This is a genomic window from Gloeocapsa sp. DLM2.Bin57 (assembly GCA_007693955.1).
In the GTDB taxonomy this organism is placed as follows: domain Bacteria; phylum Cyanobacteriota; class Cyanobacteriia; order Cyanobacteriales; family Gloeocapsaceae; genus Gloeocapsa.
In genome coordinates this window covers 16,116-35,157 of sequence record RECR01000098.1, presented here as the reverse complement: position 1 = coordinate 35,157, position 19,042 = coordinate 16,116, and the positions used below count along the sequence as shown (strand labels likewise).

The 19,042-nt window shown below is 37.7% G+C and carries 15 protein-coding genes; 6 read left to right on the top strand and 9 right to left on the bottom strand.

Annotated features, from left to right (window positions below; genetic code table 11):
• From EA365_13060 to EA365_13040, 5 genes are all read left to right on the top strand, one after another.
• A partial coding sequence (locus tag EA365_13060) for a WD40 repeat domain-containing protein (GenBank protein ID TVQ43284.1) occupies positions 1-470 on the top strand: 470 nt, incomplete at its 5' end.
• Complete coding sequence (locus tag EA365_13055) at positions 471-1,868, top strand: hypothetical protein (GenBank protein ID TVQ43283.1); 1,398 nt, start codon at positions 471-473, stop codon at positions 1,866-1,868.
• A gap of 105 nt (positions 1,869-1,973) precedes the next feature.
• Positions 1,974-2,117, top strand: coding sequence for a high light inducible protein (locus EA365_13050; protein ID TVQ43282.1), 144 nt, complete (start codon positions 1,974-1,976; stop codon positions 2,115-2,117).
• Between the two features lie 116 nt (positions 2,118-2,233).
• Complete coding sequence (locus EA365_13045; protein ID TVQ43281.1) at positions 2,234-3,097, top strand: EamA family transporter; 864 nt, start codon at positions 2,234-2,236, stop codon at positions 3,095-3,097.
• A 12-nt stretch (positions 3,098-3,109) separates the two neighbouring features.
• Positions 3,110-4,972, top strand: a complete 1,863-nt coding sequence (locus tag EA365_13040; protein ID TVQ43280.1) for a diguanylate cyclase — start codon at positions 3,110-3,112, stop codon at positions 4,970-4,972.
• Here the strand turns inward: EA365_13040 and EA365_13035 are convergent.
• Positions 4,969-5,997, bottom strand: coding sequence for a phosphoribosylformylglycinamidine cyclo-ligase (locus EA365_13035; protein TVQ43279.1), 1,029 nt, complete (start codon positions 5,995-5,997; stop codon positions 4,969-4,971). The two genes, EA365_13040 and EA365_13035, sit on opposite strands and share 4 nt — an antisense overlap.
• Positions 5,998-6,058: 61 nt before the next feature.
• A complete protein-coding gene (locus EA365_13030; GenBank protein ID TVQ43278.1) occupies positions 6,059-7,627 on the bottom strand; it encodes a hypothetical protein in 1,569 nt (522 codons plus the stop codon).
• A gap of 93 nt (positions 7,628-7,720) precedes the next feature.
• Here EA365_13030 and recG point away from each other — a divergent pair, with 93 nt between their 5' ends.
• Entirely contained in the window at positions 7,721-10,159 is a 2,439-nt protein-coding gene (gene recG / locus EA365_13025; GenBank protein TVQ43277.1) for an ATP-dependent DNA helicase RecG, read from the top strand.
• 73 nt (positions 10,160-10,232) lie between these two features.
• Here the strand turns inward: recG and murG are convergent, their stop codons facing one another.
• The 7 genes from murG to EA365_12990 all read right to left on the bottom strand — a co-directional run bounded on the left by murG (position 10,233) and on the right by EA365_12990 (position 18,957).
• Positions 10,233-11,291 carry an undecaprenyldiphospho-muramoylpentapeptide beta-N-acetylglucosaminyltransferase gene (gene murG, locus EA365_13020; GenBank protein ID TVQ43276.1) on the bottom strand — a complete coding sequence of 353 codons (1,059 nt, stop codon included), beginning with the start codon at positions 11,289-11,291 and terminating at the stop codon, positions 10,233-10,235.
• Positions 11,292-13,394, bottom strand: a complete 2,103-nt coding sequence (locus EA365_13015) for a phosphate acetyltransferase (GenBank protein ID TVQ43275.1) — start codon at positions 13,392-13,394, stop codon at positions 11,292-11,294. It abuts the gene before it with no gap.
• A gap of 72 nt (positions 13,395-13,466) precedes the next feature.
• Entirely contained in the window at positions 13,467-14,240 is a 774-nt protein-coding gene (locus tag EA365_13010) for a hypothetical protein (protein ID TVQ43274.1), read from the bottom strand.
• 5 nt (positions 14,241-14,245) lie between these two features.
• Complete coding sequence (locus EA365_13005) at positions 14,246-15,538, bottom strand: hypothetical protein (GenBank protein TVQ43273.1); 1,293 nt, start codon at positions 15,536-15,538, stop codon at positions 14,246-14,248.
• Between the two features lie 20 nt (positions 15,539-15,558).
• Entirely contained in the window at positions 15,559-16,035 is a 477-nt protein-coding gene (locus EA365_13000; GenBank protein ID TVQ43272.1) for a hypothetical protein, read from the bottom strand.
• A gap of 429 nt (positions 16,036-16,464) precedes the next feature.
• On the bottom strand, positions 16,465-17,685 hold the full coding sequence (gene ispG, locus EA365_12995) for a 4-hydroxy-3-methylbut-2-en-1-yl diphosphate synthase (protein TVQ43271.1): 1,221 nt from the start codon (positions 17,683-17,685) through the stop codon (positions 16,465-16,467).
• 51 nt (positions 17,686-17,736) lie between these two features.
• Positions 17,737-18,957, bottom strand: a complete 1,221-nt coding sequence (locus EA365_12990) for a glycoside hydrolase family 10 protein (GenBank protein ID TVQ43270.1) — start codon at positions 18,955-18,957, stop codon at positions 17,737-17,739.
• Positions 18,958-19,042: the final 85 nt, after the last annotated feature.

The following is a 19,042-nucleotide window of genomic DNA, read 5'->3' as shown; positions in this document are numbered from 1 at the left end:
GGGTTAACTCAGTAAATTATAGTCGGGATGGTCGCTTTTTAGCTAGTGGTAGTGATGATAATACTATCAAAATTTGGAATGTAAAAACAGGAAGAGAAATACGTACCCTAACCGGTCATTCGGCTAGGGTTAACTCAGTAAATTATAGTCCTGACGGTCGCTTTTTAGCTAGTGGTAGTGATGATAATACTATCAAAATTTGGGAAGTAGCAACGGGAAGAGAAATACGTACTCTTACAGGTCATTCTAATTGGGTTAGGTCAGTAAATTATAGTCCCGACGGTCGCTTTTTAGCTAGTGGTAGTGATGATAATACTATCAAAATTTGGAATGTAGCAACGGGAAGAGAAATACGTACCTTAACGGGTCATTCTGATTGGGTTTACTCAGTAAATTATAGTCGGGATGGTCGCTTTTTAGCCGGTGGTAGTGGTGATAAAACTATCAGAATTTGGGATTTAACAACATAAATGAGTTCAGCTTTTGAGATTATTGGTTTAACCCAATTGCGTAACGACTCCGAGTTTAGTAGTTTAGATGGGAGTGGGTTTAGTGTAGTCATAATCGATACTGGATTAGACACCAATCACTCTTTATTAGAAGCTAATTATCGCAGAGGATATGATTTTCTCGAAGATAGTGAAGAAATTGTCGATACAGATGGACATGGAACACACGTAGCGGGTATTATTGGAGCTAGTGATCCTGATATTGGTATTGCTACTGCTGTAGGTTTGATACCTTTAAGGGTATTTGCTAATAATGGGGAGGGTGACAACACCCCCCTAGCTGAAGCTTTAGATTGGATATCAGAAAATCAAGAAGAATATAATATTATCGCGGTTAATATCTCTGGTGGGAGTGGTTTTTATACCTCAGTAGATGAAGTAGAAGAAGATTTTATACTTAACCAAATCACAGAGTTAGAAACCCAAGGAATTAGCGTAGTTGCAGCCGGAGGTAATCATTATTTCAGATATCAAGAACCAGGTTTAGCTTCTCCTGCTATCTATAGTACCCTAGCTGTGGGTGCAACTTGGCAAGATCAAACAGATAATCGGGTAAAGTGGCGATCGGGTGGTATTGATTATTCTACAGATAGCGATCGCCTGGTTAGTTTTAGTCAACGTCTCCAAGCTGATAACTTTTTATTTGCACCTGGTGCTGTTATTAATAGTACCATTCCAGGAGATGAATTAGGGACAAAAGCGGGTACAAGTATGGCTACACCCATGGTAACAGGGACTGTAGTTTTAATGCAGCAAGCAGCCTTAGAATTTGGAGACAGTTTATTAACTCCTCAACAAATCAGAGACATTTTAATGACTACCGCAGATACTATCTTTGATGGGGATGACGAAGACGACAACGTAGAAAATACAGAGTTAGAATATTTGCGTTTAAATACTTATGCTGCGGTTAGAGAGGTCAAAAATAGGACACAAGGAAACTTTAACGGTAGTCCTAGAGATGATTTGATTAGGGGTACAACTGGTAATGATACCATCAGGGGTGCTCAAGGTAATGATACCTTAATTGGTGGTGCAGGAGATGATCTCTTATTTGGTGGACCTGGTCATAATATACTTACAGGTGGTGTAGGTAGCGATCGCTTTGTGTTAACTCCACCTGGTGTAGGATTCCAACGTATCCGAGACTTTCAACCTGGTAGAGATATTATCGTTATTTCTCGACGAGATTTTGATTTAGATTTACCCCCACGAACTTTTTTACCCTCAGAATTATTTAATCAGGAAAACGGGTTAATTTACAATCCCGACTCTGGGAGACTCTGGTTTAACCAAGTGGCGATCGCTTCTCTGCGGGATGCACCACCTCTGACTCATAGAGACATTTTCGTCGTTTAAAATTTTTTTGTAAAGAAAAGTTGCTTTTTTTGTAAAGCTATGTTAAATTTAGATCAAGAAGGTTGACAAAAGAGTCACTACTCAAATCAAACAAAAGGTGCAATTATGGAAGATAAACAAGCTAAACTCGGATTTACTAACTTTGCTGAAACTTGGAATGGTCGCCTAGCTATGCTTGGCTTCTTAATCGGAATTTTAACCGAACTCTTAACCGGAAAAGGAATTTTATCTCAAATCGGACTAATGTAAGTTGTCCTCAATACCTAAGCTAATCTGAATAGTTGATCGTCTCTGTCTTGGTCTAGATAGGGGCGATTTTTTTTAGACTATCTTATACTAGGTATCTTGTCTGGGTTTCATTATCTATGAATTGGTTAATTTTAGCTATTTTAACCGCTTTTTTTGAGTCTCTTAAAGATTTAACCAGTAAGCGGAGTTTAAAAACAGTTGACGAATATTTAGTTATTTGGTCATTGAGTGGATTAAGTCTGCCTCTGTTACTTTCATCTCTATTGTTTATTGATATTCCACCTCTTAATTGGCGGTTTTGGTTAGCCCTGGTTACTGGAGGATCTCTTAATATTGTGGCGATGATTCTCTATATTAAAGCCTTGAATTTAGGGGATTTATCCTTAACAGTTCCCTTGGTTACTTTTACACCCTTGTTTTTAATTGTTACCTCACCAATTTTAGTGCAAGAGTATCCTAGTTATTTAGATTGTTTGGGTATTATCTTAATTGTTTTTGGAGCTTATTTATTAAATATCAAATCTAGAAAAGAGGGTTATTTAGCTCCCTTTCGTGCTTTATTAACTCAAAATGGTGCTAAACTAATGTTAGCAGTAGCCATGATTTGGAGTATCGCTGCTAATATAGATAAACTAGGGGTACGAAATTCGTCCCCTATTTTTTGGTCTATTGCTATTTATAGTTTTATTGCCATTGGGTTATTACCAGTAGTTGTCTATCGTTGTCGGGTATTTTCACTGAAGATTACTAAACATTTACCAGTGTTATTACCTATCGGCATCTTTAACGGATTAGCGGTTATGTTGCAAATGCAAGCTATTAATTTAGCCATGGTAGCTCAAGTGATCTCTGTCAAAAGAACTAGTGTATTATTTAGTGTTTTTTGGGGTTATTTAATTTTGCGAGAAACAGGTTTAAAAGAAAGAGCGATGGGGGCTATTATTATGGTAATAGGTGTTTTTGTTGTTTCTCTTTTATAGGTATTTAATCAAATGTTTATCCCTCATGGACATTGTTATTTATGGCAAACTAATTTAGTATCTCTACACGTTATTTCTGATGGCGCAATAACTTTAGCTTATTATTCTATTCCTGGTTTTTTGGTTTATGTGCAAAAGAAAACAGATGTACCCTTTAAGGGTATGTTTATCCTCTTTTCTTTCTTTATTCTCACCTGTGGAACGACACATTTACTAGAAATTTGGACTCTTTGGTATCCCCATTATTGGTTATCAGGAATAGTTAAAGCAATCACAGCTTTAGTTTCTATCTATACTGTTTTTGAATTAATCCCAATTATTCCCCAAGCATTAAGTTTACCTTCTCCCACAAAGTTAGAAGCTTTAATCCAGGAAAATATTAATCTTAATTCCGAACTAGAAACCCGTATCCAACAAAGAACCCAAGAATTAGAAGAAAGTAATTATTTTATTGAAAAAGTTCTGAATTTAATTCCCAATATTGTCTATATTTATGACTTAGAAGGTCAAATAAATTATGGTAATCAATCTTTAACAGAAATCTTGGGTTTACCTATACAAAACTTGAAAAATCAGGGAATGAAATTAATCAAAAGTCTTTGTCATGGGGAAGATATAGAATTATTTAACGTTTACTGCTCACAATTTTTTGAAAATATTAAATTAGATGGTTTAAAAATAGAATATAGACTGCAAGATAGTAAAAATCAATGGCGTTGGTTTGAAACTATTAACTATGTCTTTCATAGAGATGAAGAAGGAAACCCTAAGCAAATAATCAGTATTTCTTCAGAAATTACCGAGTTAAAAGAATCGAAAATGGATTTATTAAAATTAAACGAGACTTTAGAGTCACAAATTAGTCAGTTAAGATTACGTAATCAAGAAATGAATCAACTCGGTAAAATTAACGACTTTTTACAAGTATGTAAAGATTTCGAGGAAGTAAAAAAAACACTAGGAGGATTATTGAAACCATTATTTGCTAAATTTAATGGAGCAGTATTTATGTTAAATAATCAAACCCAGACAATGGAGATACTATCCTATTGGGGGAGAGAATGTGTTAGCTTAACCAACTTTAATATAGATGATTGTTGGGCTTTACGTACTGGTCATATCTACGAAGCTAATTATAATTATCCTGAGTTATACTGTTGTCATAATCAACAAGTTTTTCAGGGTAATAATACTTTGTGTATCCCCATGATTGCTCAAGGAGAAATTACTGGTTTATTATCTCTATATAGTGCTACTGAATCTGATTTTACAGAAGAAGAAATTAGTTTAGCCCAAACCGCAGCTAAACAAATAGCTTTGATTATAGCTAATTTAAAACTGCAAGAAAACTTACAAGATCAAAGCAATCGAGATGCTTTAACAGGGTTATATAATCGTCGTTATTTGACTAAAAGTTTTACTGAATATCTAATTAAGGCTAAAAATTCCGAACAATTATTAGGTGTTATCATAGTAGATATTGACTATTTTAAAAAAATTAACGATGTTTATGGACATTTAGCGGGAGATTTGGTTTTACAAAAAGTAGCTAATTATTTAAAAGATAATATTCGTAAAGAAGATCTTATCTGTCGCTATGGTGGGGAAGAAATAGTGATAATTATTCCTAATATGTCTCTGAAGCAATTAGTTTATAGAGCTAAAAAACTACAAATAGTTATTAAAAATTTAAATTTGGAATATCTTGAGCAAAAAATACCGACAATAACCGCTTCTTTTGGTATAGCAAGTTTTCCTAATCATGGCGAAGATGAGGAGACTTTAATTCATATAGCAGATAAAGCGCTATATCTAGCTAAAGCCAAAGGACGCAACCGCGTTATTGTGGGATCTAAAAGACCAGACAAAGATTAATGGGGAATACCAAGAACTTCTTGATTACCTGTAACGACTTCGCCCAATTTAAAGGCTTTAATAGCATCATTAGCTAATAATTGTAAAGCTAATTCTACTTGTTGAGATGGCAGAATCAAAATAAAACCAATTCCCATATTAAAAGTATTAAACATAGCTTCTGGTGGAACATTTCCCTTTTGGGCTAACCAACGAAAAATCCCGGGAATTTCCCAACTATTAGGATTAATTAACAGAGATTGTCCTTGATTAAGACAACGAGGAGCATTTTCTGGTAAACCACCACCAGTAATATGAGCCATCCCGTGAATATCTACACCTGAATTAAGTAGATTTAACACAGGTTTGACATAAATTTGGGTAGGAGTTAACAAAGCTTCAGCTAAGGTTAAACCTTCGAGTAAATCAGGTTGATACTGCCAATCCAACTGATGATCAGCTACAATTTTACGTACTAGACTAAAACCATTACTATGGACACCTTGACTAGTCAGAGCGATCGCCACCTCTCCTAGATTAACGCGAGAACCGTTTAAAAGCTTACTTTTTTCCACGATTCCCACACAAAAACCTGCTAAGTCGTACTCTCCCAAATCGTAAAAACCCGGCATTTCCGCGGTTTCCCCACCAATAAGAGCGCAACCGCTAAGGTTACAACCAGTGACAATACCACTAACTACCTCAGCTAATTGTTCTGGTTTTAATTTTCCTGTAGCCAGATAATCCAAAAAAAACAGAGGTTCAGCACCACTGGTCAAAACATCATTAACGCACATAGCCACCAAATCGATACCAATAGTATCATGGCGGTTAACCTCTTGAGCAATTTTTAATTTAGTTCCTACTCCATCTGTACCCGATACTAGTACAGGTTGTTGATAACCCGAGGGAAGTTCAAAACAACCACCAAACCCTCCCAAATTGCCCAAAACTCCGGGACGATAGGTACTTTCTACACCTTGACGGATACGTTCAACAAAAGCACGACCAGCGAGGATATCTACACCTGCTTGTTTATAATCCATATTTTCTCTCAATCTATCTCAAAAGAGGGTAAGAGTGAAAAACCCTTACCCATAACTCTACTTAAGATAACAAATCGCTGACCGCAAATAAACCATCTCTAAATTGGATAAATTCCACATTAATTAGGGTATCTGTACCAAATTGGGGACTAGAAGCGGTAAAAAGCTCGGGAGTACCTTCAAATTCAAAGCGACGACGAACAGCGCGATATTGTAAAGTATCTTCACCAGTTCCCCCATGGATTAAATTACTTCCAGGACTACCGATAAAGAGGTTATTCCCTTCACTACCAACGAGAGTATCATTACCTGTACCTCCATTGAGGGTATCGTTACCAGGTCCGCCGATAAGTAAGTCATTCCCACTCATTCCCATGAGGAAATCATCCCCTGATTCACCTACTAAGGTATCATTACCAGGACCACCATTGAGGGTATCATCACCAGGTCCACCGATAAGTAAGTCATTACCACTACCACCGATTAGAGAATCATTACCTGACTCACCCAAGAGGACATCATCTCCTGCTCCACCAATAAGGGTATCATTACCTGTACCTCCCGTGATGGTGTCATTACCAGAGAAACCGAGAATCCTTTCTTTACCATTACTACCGATGAGAAGATCATCACCTCTTGTTCCAGTAGTAATTAATTCTCCTGTGATAGTATCGAGAATGTGTTCAAAGACTAATTCATGTACAGCAGTGGTTGGGTGAACACTATCCCACCAGAAAAAATCTTCTGCTCTTTGAGAAGCAGCTTCATAATTCTCTAAACTACCAGGAAACAGATTAGGATCTAGATTAACAGGGGTAAAGGGAGCAGGATAGAGGTTGGTTTCTGTTGCACCTTCTGTATTATTCTCAAACTCTGGATAAATCTCCCCAGAAAAGTCAAACATATCTACCTCAATGATTCTCACATCAGGGTAATCTTCTCGGACTTGGGTCAGACTAGTTTCTAGGGCTTCGTTATGAGCTATACTTAGGTTGGTAACTACCTCAGCCACTTGATTAAGATTAGCTAGAGGAGTTAAACCAAGATCTAGCATATTGGGGACAACGATAACTTCTGCACCTAAATCTAAGAAAGTAGTTAAAGAAGAGGTAATATTATCAACAACTTGACTAGCAAAATCGGTTATTTCTTCGGGAGTATCAACAGTATCAGGTTGAGTTAAAGCAACATCGAGATAATCGTTAGCTCCAATCCAGTTGATAATTAGACTATCATCGACAGACTCAACAATACCAGTTTCTACTAAATCGACGAATTGATCTACCTGATTAGTTAGTCCTAAATCAAAAAACTCGTCTAAAGGTGATATATTTTTAGAGCCTGAAGTATCTGCACCTAGAGCAAAATTAATCCCGTCAACAACGGTTACTTCTCCGGATGCTATACCACCTTGGTAAAAAGAGCTTAATTCTAGGTTTAATTCATTGGTAAAATAATCAACCCAGACTCCTTCTGATTCGTTACCATTAGTAAAGCGACCTTGGTTAAAGAGATTTAATTGTGGAATAGGACCAACGGGATCTAATGCTGTAAAATTGTTAACATCAGAAAGGCTATCACCAAATATATAATAACTATCAAAGAAATCTAAAAAGTTAGATACAGTCATTTTTTCACCACACAATAAGTTCACTCCTACAAATCCAATCTAACATTTAAAATTTAAAAATTGGGGGAAAATCAGTAAGTTTACTAGAAAAAGATGAGCCAAAAAGAAATATATGAATTATTAAGGTTACAAAAAGCCCTCTCAGTAGAGGTAGAAAACGACTTTCAAGATATACAAGGTCGTCAATATCGCTTTAGTGAGTTTCTCTGTTTAAGTTTTGGTCAAACTCCTCCCCTAGACAATCCCCAAGCTAAAAGACATTGGCAAAATATCGCCACAGAATTTGCCCGTTATCCTGAATTAAGCTACACTCAAAGACAACATCTAGTCGCCGAGACTCGTAGATTTCTACAGCAATTACAACTCGAACTAGAAACACCACCTACACCAGAAATTAAAAAACCCAAAACCGTAAACCTCACAAGTCCACAAAAACCTAAATTAACCCAACCCTTAGCTGAAGTAATTGGATTAAATAAGAGTAAATATCTAGAATATTTAGGGTTATCGAAAGTTGAAGAGCTGCTTTTTTATTATCCCCGGGATTATGTAGATTATGGACGTCAAGTTAATATTATTGATTTACAAGAAGGAGAAACCGTAACTCTACTCGGGAGAGTGAAAAAATGTAATTGTTTTAGTAGTCCTAAAAATCCTAAATTAACTATTTTTGAATTAGTTTTAAGCGATCGCACTGGAGATATTAAACTTAATCGTTATTATGCGGGTACAAGGTATAATAATAAAGGCTGGCAACATAAACTCAAAAATCAATATCCTCTTAACGCAGTAGTCGCCGCTTCAGGATTAGTCAAGGGTAATAAATATGGATTAACCCTCGACAATCCCGAAATAGAATTAATGAATGGACCAAATAGTACGATCCAATCTCCGAAAATTGGACGTCTATTACCAGTTTACCCCTTAACCGAAGGAGTAGCCGCAGATTTAGTCAGAAGTAGTGTAATTATCGCTTTAGGTGCGGTTAATCAAATCAGAGAAACCCTACCTGAGAGTATATTGAGTCAATATGGTTTAGTCAACTTACCAGAAGCGATCGCTAATATTCACTTTCCCTCAGACCATAACAGTTTAGCACAAGCTCGCCGACGCTTAGTATTTAACGAATTTTTTTACTTACAATTAGCCTTTTTACAACGTCGTCAACAACAACGTCACCAACAACATAGCCCCACCTTAAATATTAGGGGAGAATTAATCACAGCCTTTGAACAATTATTACCCTTTCAACTAACTAAAGCCCAAAATAGAGTTATCCAAGAAATTCTGGAAGATTTAGAATCATCCACCCCCATGAATCGTCTAGTCCAAGGAGATGTAGGCTCAGGTAAGACTGTTGTAGGAGTTTTTGCCATCTTAGCAGCGATTCAATCAGGTTATCAAACCGCTTTAATGGCCCCTACAGAAGTATTAGCCGAACAACATTATCAGAAAATAGTCAGCTGGTTTAACCTCTTACATTTACCCGTAGAATTACTCACAGGTTCAACCAAAGCAGCCAAAAGACGTCAAATCTACGCCCAACTTTCCACAGGAGAATTACCCCTAGTAGTAGGTACTCACGCTTTGATTCAAGACGCGGTTAACTTCGACAAATTGGGTTTAGTCGTTATTGATGAACAACATCGCTTTGGGGTTAAACAACGCGCTACTTTATTAGCTAAGGGAAACTCTCCCCATATCTTAAGTATGACAGCGACACCCATTCCCCGTACCCTCGCTTTAACCCTTCATGGTGACTTAGACGTTAGTCAAATCGACGAACTACCTCCAGGAAGACAAGGGATTCAAACTACCGTAGTCACAGGGAGACAACGTACCCAAGCTTATGACTTAATCCGTCGAGAAGTCGCCCAGGGAAGACAAGCTTATATTATCTTACCCATGATTGAAGAATCAGAAAAACTTGACGTACGCGCCGCGGTAGCCGAACATAAGAGATTATCAGAACAAGTGTTCCCGGGTTTTCAAATAGGTTTACTCCATGGGCGTCTCAATTCAACGGAAAAAGAACAGAGTTTAACAGCATTTCGTGATCAAAAAACTCAGATTATCGTCTCTACCACGGTTATCGAAGTAGGTGTAGATGTACCCAACGCTACAGTTATGCTCATCGAAAACGCCGAACGCTTCGGTTTATCACAACTACATCAACTCCGAGGGAGAGTAGGTAGAGGTAGTCACAAATCCTATTGTTTATTACTATTAGGCAATAATACTCCAGAAGCTAGACAACGTTTAGAGATTTTAGCAGGATCTCAAGATGGGTTTTTTATCTCAGAAATGGACTTACAATTACGCGGACCTGGTGAAGTATTAGGGAAACGTCAATCAGGGTTACCAGATTTCGCCCTCGCTAGTTTAGTAGAAGATCAAGAAGTACTTAACCTTGCTAGAGACGCAGCCGAAAAGTTAATCTTAGTGGATAGAGAGTTAACGGATTATCCCTTGTTAAGAAAAGAGTTAGATCGTCGTCTGCAAAAGATGTTAGGTGCAGAAATATTAAATTAAGAGGGAAGAGAGGAGGAGAGTGGGAAAGTGAAGTATGATATATAGGAATAATAACACCGTTCCACCGTTCAACCTAACCCCTAACACCTATACCCAAGAGTAAAGTAGCCATTTTTTGCGCACTGTCGGGAATAGCTAAACTAGCAGCTTGAGTGGACATTTGTTGTAAGGTAGATTCTTGGGATTGCCATAATAAATCGATAACTTTTTCTTGGAGAATATCGGGGGTTAACTCAGCTTGAGGGAGTAAAATAGCCGCCCCTGCATTAGCAAAGATTCGCCCATTATAGGTTTGATGATCCTCAGCAGCGTAGGGATAGGGTATCAAGATAGAGGGAGTAGAAGTAATGGCTAATTCTGTTAAACTACCAGATCCTGCGCGACTAATAGCTAGATTAGCTCGTTGTAATAAAGCTGCAATATTATCATAAAAAGCTAAAGGGATATATTGGGGGTGTTGAAAACTTTGCCAATCAGGATCGCGATTCCCTGTCAAATGCACGATAAAAGCTCCCATTTCTAACCATTTAGGTGCAGCTACACGCACTAATTGATTAACAGCTACTGCACCTTGAGATCCACCCATAATCACTATTAAGGGTACATCAGGTGGAATAGGTAAGTCTAGGGGTTGGGGGTGCAAAAACTGTTGACGAATAGGGTTACCTACGTAAACTGTTTGACAAGAGGGTAAGTATTGACTAGTTTGGGCAAAACCCAAAGCAACCTGATCACACCAACGACTAAAAAAACGGGTAACTTTACCAGGGAGATAGTTTGACTCGTGGAGAATAACGGGGATATTCGCCCAACGAGCTGCTAAAATAGCTGGAGCTGCGATATAACCACCAGTGGTAAATACTAAATCTATCTGTTGTTGCTGTAGGATTTTTTTGACCTGATTAATAGCAACTATAAACCGTTGCAGAATTAACAGAGTTTTGAGACTAAATTTCTCTTGAAACCCTTCGATAGAGATAGTATGTAAAGGGTAACAGGAGGGGATAAGAGATGTCTCCAGGCGATCGCTTACACCTAACCAATGAATTTCAACATCTGATAATTCTTCAGCCACAGCTAAAGCAGGAAACAAATGACCACCTGTACCACTAGCAGCAATTAATAAGCGCATTTATTCTCGATGGTTTTGGGCTTGAATGGCGGTAATCACCACAGTATTAATAATATCAGCTACGGTACAACCGCGACTAAGGTCGTTGACTGGTTTTTTCAATCCCTGTAAAACTGGACCAATGGCGATCGCTCCTGTTTCTCTTTGTACAGCTTTATAAGTATTATTACCTGTATTCAAATCAGGGAAAATCAATACTGTAGCTTTTCCTGCGACTTCTGAACCTGGTAATTTTTGCGCAGCTACGGCTTGATCTACAGCAGCGTCATATTGAATTGGTCCTTCTAATTTTAGGGAGGGTTGCAGTTGTTTAGCTATTTTAGTAGCTTCTTTCACTTTTTCTACTGCTTCACCTTTTCCTGAATCACCCGAAGAATAAGACAATAAGGCTACTCTTGGCTCTATACCAAAAGCTTGAGCAGTTTCAGCAGAAGCGATCGCTATTTCGGCTAATTCTGAGGAGGTAGGATCAGAATTAATCGCACAATCTCCATAGACTAACACTCTATCTTCTAAACACATAAAGAAGACCGAGGATACAATCGAAAAACCTGGTTTAGTTTTAATAATTTGTAGAGCAGGTCTAACGGTATGTTGAGTTGTATGCAATGCTCCTGATACCATTCCTTCTGCGTCTCCAGTATAAACCATCATCGTCCCAAAATAGGAAACATCCATCAAATAATCATGAGCTATTTCTAGTGTCATGCCTTTATGCTTGCGCAATTGATATAATATCTCGGTATATTCTGTTAATTTTTCGCTTTCTGGGGGATAAATAACGTTGACTTGATTTAAATCTAATTGAATCCCGTGTTTAATGATATTTTGCTCAATTTCAAACCTTTTACCCAATAGAGTTATTTTAACAATACCTTGAGCAACTAGAGTAGAGACTGCTTTTAATATACGTGGTTCTTGTCCTTCTGGTAAAACGATATGTTTAGGATTAGATTTAGCTAACTCTACCAGATTATAGGTAAACATTTTGGGAGTCATACCATTAGGTTTAATATCCCTTATCTGTGTCGCTAACTTATCGAGATAAACGTACTCATCGAACATTTTAATCGATAGAGCAATTTTTTCGGTATCTTCTGCTGTCAAGGTAGCATGAACTTTATTAATTTTAGCTGCTGTTTCATAAGTATCAAGATTAACCGCTAAAATAGGTAGAGGATCGTAGAGACCTTCGATTAATTTAGTAATAGATGAAGAAGGTTTTAACCCTGTAGAAAGTAAAATTCCTGCTATATTAGGATAATTAGAGGATTGATTAGCTTGGAGTGAACCAATAATTATATCTCCCCTATCTCCTGAAGTAATTACTAGACAACCTTCTTTAATTCTCGTGATCGCGTGTTGGACTTGCATTGCGGCGATAATAAAACCTGAGACTAAACTATGTAAACGATGTTCTCCATAGAGTACTTCTGCGTTTAATTGACTAATTATATCTGTCAATCTCGGACTAACTAAAGCTTGATTATAGGGAATAACAGCGATTAAATAACCTTGCTTTTGGTACTGTAAACTCAGAGTTTGATATAAACTATCTACTAAATCTGGGTTAGCTTTATTCATAATTATCCCCAGAATAGAACAATCATTATTTTGATAGAATTTAACCGCCATTTCTATAGCAGTCAGACTATCTTCTATATTAGGTTTATCAGCATTTCCTAGTAATAAAATTGAAGAACCGAGGTTTTTAGCTATTTCCTTGTTTAAATCAAATTCAAAAGCTGAACTCTCTCCGATATAATCTGAACCTGCACAAACAACAAAATCACATTTATTCGCTAAAGCTTTATATTTACTAATAATTATCTCTAAAAGTTCATCCTGTTTTTGTTGAACCAATAACTCATTAGCTTCTCGATAAAATAAACCATAGGATTCAGCATAACTTTGATTGAGATGAAAATGATTTAAGATTAAATCTATATCTTCATCTTGTTGGCCAGATTCTGGTTTAATGATAATTGGTCTAAAAAAGCCGACTTTTGAGGTTTTTCTTAATAATAATTCGATTACTCCTAAAGCGATTAAAGCTTTACCTGTATCTGGTTCTACGGTATTAATGTATAATGAGTTACCCATTTTTTTATTTAAAATAACTTTGTTTACATCTTAAATCTATCTTTACTCACTACTAATAAAATTTGTTTTTTCTTAAGATTCTTGTAAATTCAAAAGCTTCCAGGGAGTAGATTTTAACTCAGTGAGATATTCTATTCTAAATAAAGCGAGATGGTGATTGGGTAAACATTCATTGATCACCACTCTACCAAACATTTTACGCAAGAAAATATAACTAGAGGAAAAAATCAGGGTATTTGATTCTGAACAAAAATGTAGAGAAATAGGGTTATTGTGTTTAACCACTAATAGTCTTTCGGGAATACGAGAATCTGTGGCTAAAAAAGTGTATTTTCCTTCCAGACTGCTTAATTTCAGTTTAAATAAGGATAAAAGCTCGATTTCTTCTGGACAATTAGCGCTACAATCGGCGAGTAAACGAAAAATAATCTCACTATCTACCTCAGCTTCTCTTGGAAAACCCCAACGGTCAAATAAGAGACGATCGTTGTGAATATGTCCATTATGAATACCATAAATAGAGCCTGCTTGTAGAGGGTGATTATTACGGTTATCTTCGGCAGCACCTTGTGTAGGTAAGCGGGTATGACCTAAGATCAAGACAGTATCTTGATTAATTCCTTGTAAGAGCGTTTGATAAGCTTCAGTAGCGATAAATTTATGAGCCGGAAGAGGTTGTTTATAAATAGAGGTTTCACCATAGCGATTGACTATCGCTAAACCTGTAGCTGCTTCTCCTCGTTGTTCGTTAAACAGCAGATTAGCGGTAAAATTTGACCGAATTCCTGACCAGACTTGGGGCGATCGCTGTTCGGGATATAAAAAGACACTAGCTATTCCACACATAATGACTAGCTTTGAAAGACCATTTTACCTTGACGGGAATCCCAGGACAAACCCCGCAGTTTATCCAATTCTTGCAGACGACGTTCTAGACTTTGAGGTGTAAGATAGAGATTACGGGCGGCGTGCCAACGCCAAGCGTCAGGGGAGGCTAAATTATCCCATTCTCCCAATTCTATACATTGCATCAGACGGCGATCGGTTTCATCAAATCCTATTTCGTCTTGATTGGCTCTATTAGCTAAAATCGACTCTATTTCTGTCCAATCATAACCCGCGCAGCGCATCAGAGAGATTGGTTGTTCAGCCAAAGCTGTTAAGATATCTAAAGCGGGATTATCAATAAAACGATTAAAGGTAGGGGCTAATAAGTCCAATAACTCATAACAGCCCTGTCGTAGTTCTTCAATCATCTCATCAGTTACGCCACTAGTATCACTTGCTGCTAAATTACCTTGATTATTACTAAGTTCGTCTAATATTTCCACCTTCCGTCGCCAAGCTTGTACTTTTCCTACATGAATCACACCATATTGACTCAAGTCAACGGCTTTGAGTAGCATAGCTAAAAATAGAAAAGTTTTAGCGGTGATTGCAGTAGCGGAAAAATCAGCATCAGGAAAACGAAACTCTATGTGAAAGGGAAAAATATCACCTGTTTCGGTAAAATCAATGTGTTCGAGGTTAAGAAAATTCTGATGTTCAGGGACTCGATGACTTTTTTTGAGAGCAGTTTTTATCTCTTTGATACTCATCATACCAGGAGAGAGATTAACCATTTCTAGGTGACTATTGTGATTACGACGACGACAGAGACTCTCTCTTTTTTCTCCCCCAGAGGTGATAAACTTCAATTCTGGTGCGTAACGACGAGTCAAATTCCAGAGATTGGCTAAAATTAATTCTGGTACAGGCTCTCCTAAACCAGGAGTTAACAGGTGAAAATGAAGCCCACAGGTAGCTTTAGGACGAGCACCTTTATCCTGTAGAACCTGGAATATTTTACTATATTGTTCTTGCAGTTTACGAAAATGGGGTTGACGACCAATGATTCTGATTTCGATACCACAATGTTCTGGTGTGACGTCTAAGACTCCATTACAACCGAGCTTATCTAAACTATGGGAGGGTTCGAGAGCTTGGTTAATCTCCTCTTCAAACACCGCGCGCTTGATTCTTTTGGGTGGTGCTACTTCTAACTCTGTACCAATTTTGGTAACTCGATACAATAAGTCTTTCCAGTAACTATCTTCTGTGGGTGTGAGAGTTTTTTTACTCGGTAGGATAATGGGATCTTTCATCTTGCGTCAGCCCCTTTGGGTTAAATCTTGCTAAACTCAATGATTGAGCCTTTACCTTCGGGCCATTTACTAATGTTTTGTTGGACTTTATAACCCATGCGTTTTAAAGCGGAGCGACTAGCGTTCATAATGGGGCAAATGTAGGGGTGTTCTACTCCTGCTTCTGCTAATTTATCAGTAAAACTACGGTTGACACAATTGTGTACTTTGATGCGGAAATTTTCTTCATCTACTTTTTCAATATCGATATCACTAGCAAAACCATACTCATCGATAAAGATACGACTAACTTCCATTAAAACTGTTTCGGGATCTTCTCCTGCTATTTCTAAGCCCATTTCTTGTTCCATAACTTTCAGGATTTGGTCTCCCATTTGATTACTAAAGGAGTTAACTCCTTTTTTGCCTAGAATGTCCCAAGCTCCTGCAGCAAGGCTTAATAAAGCTAAATTAGTTAAGCGTAAACGATTCTCTTTTTTCTTTTCTTCAGTAGCCATTATTTTAGTCTCCATTATTAAGAATGACTTGTTGACTTTTCCGTATTTTTACGGTTAAATAGTTTATATCAAAATACTGATTTGGTTCTCCTCTCCGCCTCGCTATTTCGATTTATCTTTAACTATTCATTATGTTTATATAATAGTTATTTTTGAGAAAATATTCTCTTATTTTTAAGACCTTTTAATATAAAGTTAAATAACTTTAGTTACTAAGGAGAATCAATTAATTTAAGTAACCTAATTCTTAAAAAAATCAGTTTATTTTGGGATATGGTTATTAAATAAGATTATAATTGCCCTTTTGAGTTTAGGGAAGAGGGAAGAGGGGGAGACGGGGAGCATGTTATATTATATAGGAATAATAGTACCTAATACCTAACCCCTTCCTGCGAACCCTTAAGGGCGCCAGAGCGCCCCTTTTCGTTGTTAAGGATCTACCCAAAGACCATCGGCTTTAATCAGGTTAATTAACTCTTGTACTCCTTGAGATTCGGGTACTTTCTTAATTTCTTCTCGACCACGATAAAGAGATATATAACCTGCTTGTTTCCCTACATAACCATAGTCAGCGTCAGCCATTTCCCCGGGTCCGTTAACGATACAACCCATAACGGCGATATCTAAACCTGTTAAATGCTTGGTAGCTTCTCTGACTTTGTGGAGGACTTCTTCTAGGTTAAATAGGGTACGACCACAGGAAGGACAAGCGACGTATTCTACCATGGTTTTACGTAATCCCAAGGCTTGGAGAATACTATAACAGACTGGTATTTCTTTTTCTGGTGCTTCGGTAAGAGAAACACGAATAGTATCTCCGATTCCTTCAGCTAAAAGTGTGGCAATACCCGCAGTAGATTTAATACGCCCATATTCGCCGTCTCCTGCTTCGGTTACGCCTAGATGTAGGGGATAGTCCATACCTAATTCGTCCATTCTTTTCACCATGAGACGATAAGCGGCTAACATCACCGGAACACGAGAAGCTTTCAGAGAAATGATTAGGTTATGAAAGTCCAGAGATTGACAAATTCTGATAAATTCTAAGGCAGATTCTACCATCCCTTCGGGTGTATCCCCATAGGTAAATAACATTCTCTCAGCTAAAGAACCATGATTGACACCAATACGCATGGCTTTATTTTGTTCTTTGAGAGATAGTACCAAAGGTTCAAGGGTTTGTCTGATTTGTTCCCCAATTTCGGTAAATTCTGCTTCTGTATATTCTTGACGATCTGCTTTGGGTTTTTCAAACACGTATAATCCAGGATTGATTCTGACTTTATCTACGTGTTTAGCTACTTCTAGAGCGATTTTCAGGCCATTATGATGCACATCGGCTACTAAGGGCACTGGTTGATAAGTTTGAGCTAGTTTTTGTTTTATTTCGGCTAAAGCTTTGGCATGGGCTAAACTAGGTACGGTGACACGAACTATCTCACAACCGCTTTCGTGGAGACGCCGAATACCAGCGACTGAACCTTCTATATCAAGAGTGTCTTCGTTAATCATCGATTGCACCACTACGGGATAGCCACCACCGATGATCACGTCTCCTACTCGCACAGGGCGTGTTTTACGTCGGTGAATGGTACTATCTAGTAGTGGATCTGTGGGAGGGTTTTGATTGAGTTTATCCAGAGTTTGCATAATCTACATAGGTAAAAGCGATCGAGTCGTCTCTACCTAATAGTATCATTATCATAACCTAGGTCGTTCGACTGCTGCTGAAAATACCTTTTTAAAGCTTTTTAGACGTTCTGCGGGAGGTTCAGTGCTTAAATTCCATAAACTCTCGTAAAAGAAGAGGGATACTCCTGCAAATTGTTGTTCTCTAACTGTTTCTATTTGTTCTTCTATCTGTGTAAAGGGTATGGGACGTCCTTTGAGTCCTGTGAGAATACCTATACTAACGGGAATATGCCCTCGCGCGGCAATAACTTCGGGTTGATTTAATTCTCTGTTAAAGTCACTAAGATTATTACGATAGAGTTGTAAAACTAGTTCTTCGATTAAGCCTTTTCTTTCCCAAGTTTCCCAGTCTAAAAGATATTGATTCAAAGAGAATCCCTGGGGATTGGGAGAAACAGAAACGATCGCCCCTGGGTTAGCTATCTTAATACTCTTAAATAAGTTTTCCATATATTGGGTAATTTTTTCAGCGCGCCAACCAATCCACTCTGAATCCTGATAATCTTGGGGTGGCATTTTACCGTTATGTTCTTGTTTATATAAGTTAATAGTCCAATCGTCATAACCAAAATCCACGGGATAACCAAAATGGTCATCAAATTGGATACCATCGACATCGTATTTACTGACAATTTCCACAACTAAATCGCTAATAAATTGTTGTACTTCCGGGTGTAGAGGATTTAACCAAACACGGGGATGAATATTACCTTCTAACCAGATAGTCTCACCGTTGAGACGTTGGGTTAACCAATGAGGATGGAGTTTAGCTAATTCTGACTCAGCAGGGGCCATAAAGCCAAATTCAAACCAAGGTATAACAGCCATATTCTGGTTATGTCCGTGGTTAATGACTTCTTGAAGAATATCTCGATCTCCTAGGGTTAAACTCGGGTCAATAGATTTGCCTATGGTATTTTGAGCAACTTTACTAGGGTAAAGGGTATATCCTGAGTTCCAAACTGCCGGATAAAGGGTGTTGATATTTAATTGAGCTAGTCTATTAATACCATTAGCGGTTTGTTCGGGATAAAATAATACTTCACTATCGATATTGGTTAGCCAGACTCCCCTGAGTTCGCTTTTTTCCTGAGAATAACTTCCCGGAGAAAAAATAATAGTTATGATCATGGTTGTGATGATCAGAATATAGCGCGGAGGGCAAGGCAAGAGGCAAAAGGTACTCAGGCAAAGAGAGTAAAAGGTCTTGTTTATAAAGTGATGAGCCATTTGGACAAGGCGAGAGTTTGTCAATGCCTGACTGCTCATTGCTATAACTAATTTTTGCATTTAGGTTAGACTAAAGTAGAGATTA

What these genes read in the sequence shown, in the direction of transcription:
- recG (TVQ43277.1), top strand. Translation starts at nt 7,721, where the DNA reads ATGAGCCAAAAAGAAATATATGAATTATTAAGGTTACAAAAAGCCCTC.
- EA365_13045 (TVQ43281.1), top strand. Translation starts at nt 2,234, where the DNA reads ATGAATTGGTTAATTTTAGCTATTTTAACCGCTTTTTTTGAGTCTCTT.
- EA365_13040 (TVQ43280.1), top strand. Translation starts at nt 3,110, where the DNA reads ATGTTTATCCCTCATGGACATTGTTATTTATGGCAAACTAATTTAGTA.
- EA365_13050 (TVQ43282.1), top strand. Translation starts at nt 1,974, where the DNA reads ATGGAAGATAAACAAGCTAAACTCGGATTTACTAACTTTGCTGAAACT.
- EA365_13015 (TVQ43275.1), bottom strand. Translation starts at nt 13,394, where the DNA reads ATGGGTAACTCATTATACATTAATACCGTAGAACCAGATACAGGTAAA.
- murG (TVQ43276.1), bottom strand. Translation starts at nt 11,291, where the DNA reads ATGCGCTTATTAATTGCTGCTAGTGGTACAGGTGGTCATTTGTTTCCT.
- EA365_13035 (TVQ43279.1), bottom strand. Translation starts at nt 5,997, where the DNA reads ATGGATTATAAACAAGCAGGTGTAGATATCCTCGCTGGTCGTGCTTTT.
- EA365_13005 (TVQ43273.1), bottom strand. Translation starts at nt 15,538, where the DNA reads ATGAAAGATCCCATTATCCTACCGAGTAAAAAAACTCTCACACCCACA.
- EA365_12990 (TVQ43270.1), bottom strand. Translation starts at nt 18,957, where the DNA reads ATGGCTCATCACTTTATAAACAAGACCTTTTACTCTCTTTGCCTGAGT.
- EA365_13000 (TVQ43272.1), bottom strand. Translation starts at nt 16,035, where the DNA reads ATGGCTACTGAAGAAAAGAAAAAAGAGAATCGTTTACGCTTAACTAAT.
- ispG (TVQ43271.1), bottom strand. Translation starts at nt 17,685, where the DNA reads ATGCAAACTCTGGATAAACTCAATCAAAACCCTCCCACAGATCCACTA.
- EA365_13010 (TVQ43274.1), bottom strand. Translation starts at nt 14,240, where the DNA reads ATGTGTGGAATAGCTAGTGTCTTTTTATATCCCGAACAGCGATCGCCC.
- EA365_13030 (TVQ43278.1), bottom strand. Translation starts at nt 7,627, where the DNA reads ATGACTGTATCTAACTTTTTAGATTTCTTTGATAGTTATTATATATTT.
- EA365_13055 (TVQ43283.1), top strand. Translation starts at nt 471, where the DNA reads ATGAGTTCAGCTTTTGAGATTATTGGTTTAACCCAATTGCGTAACGAC.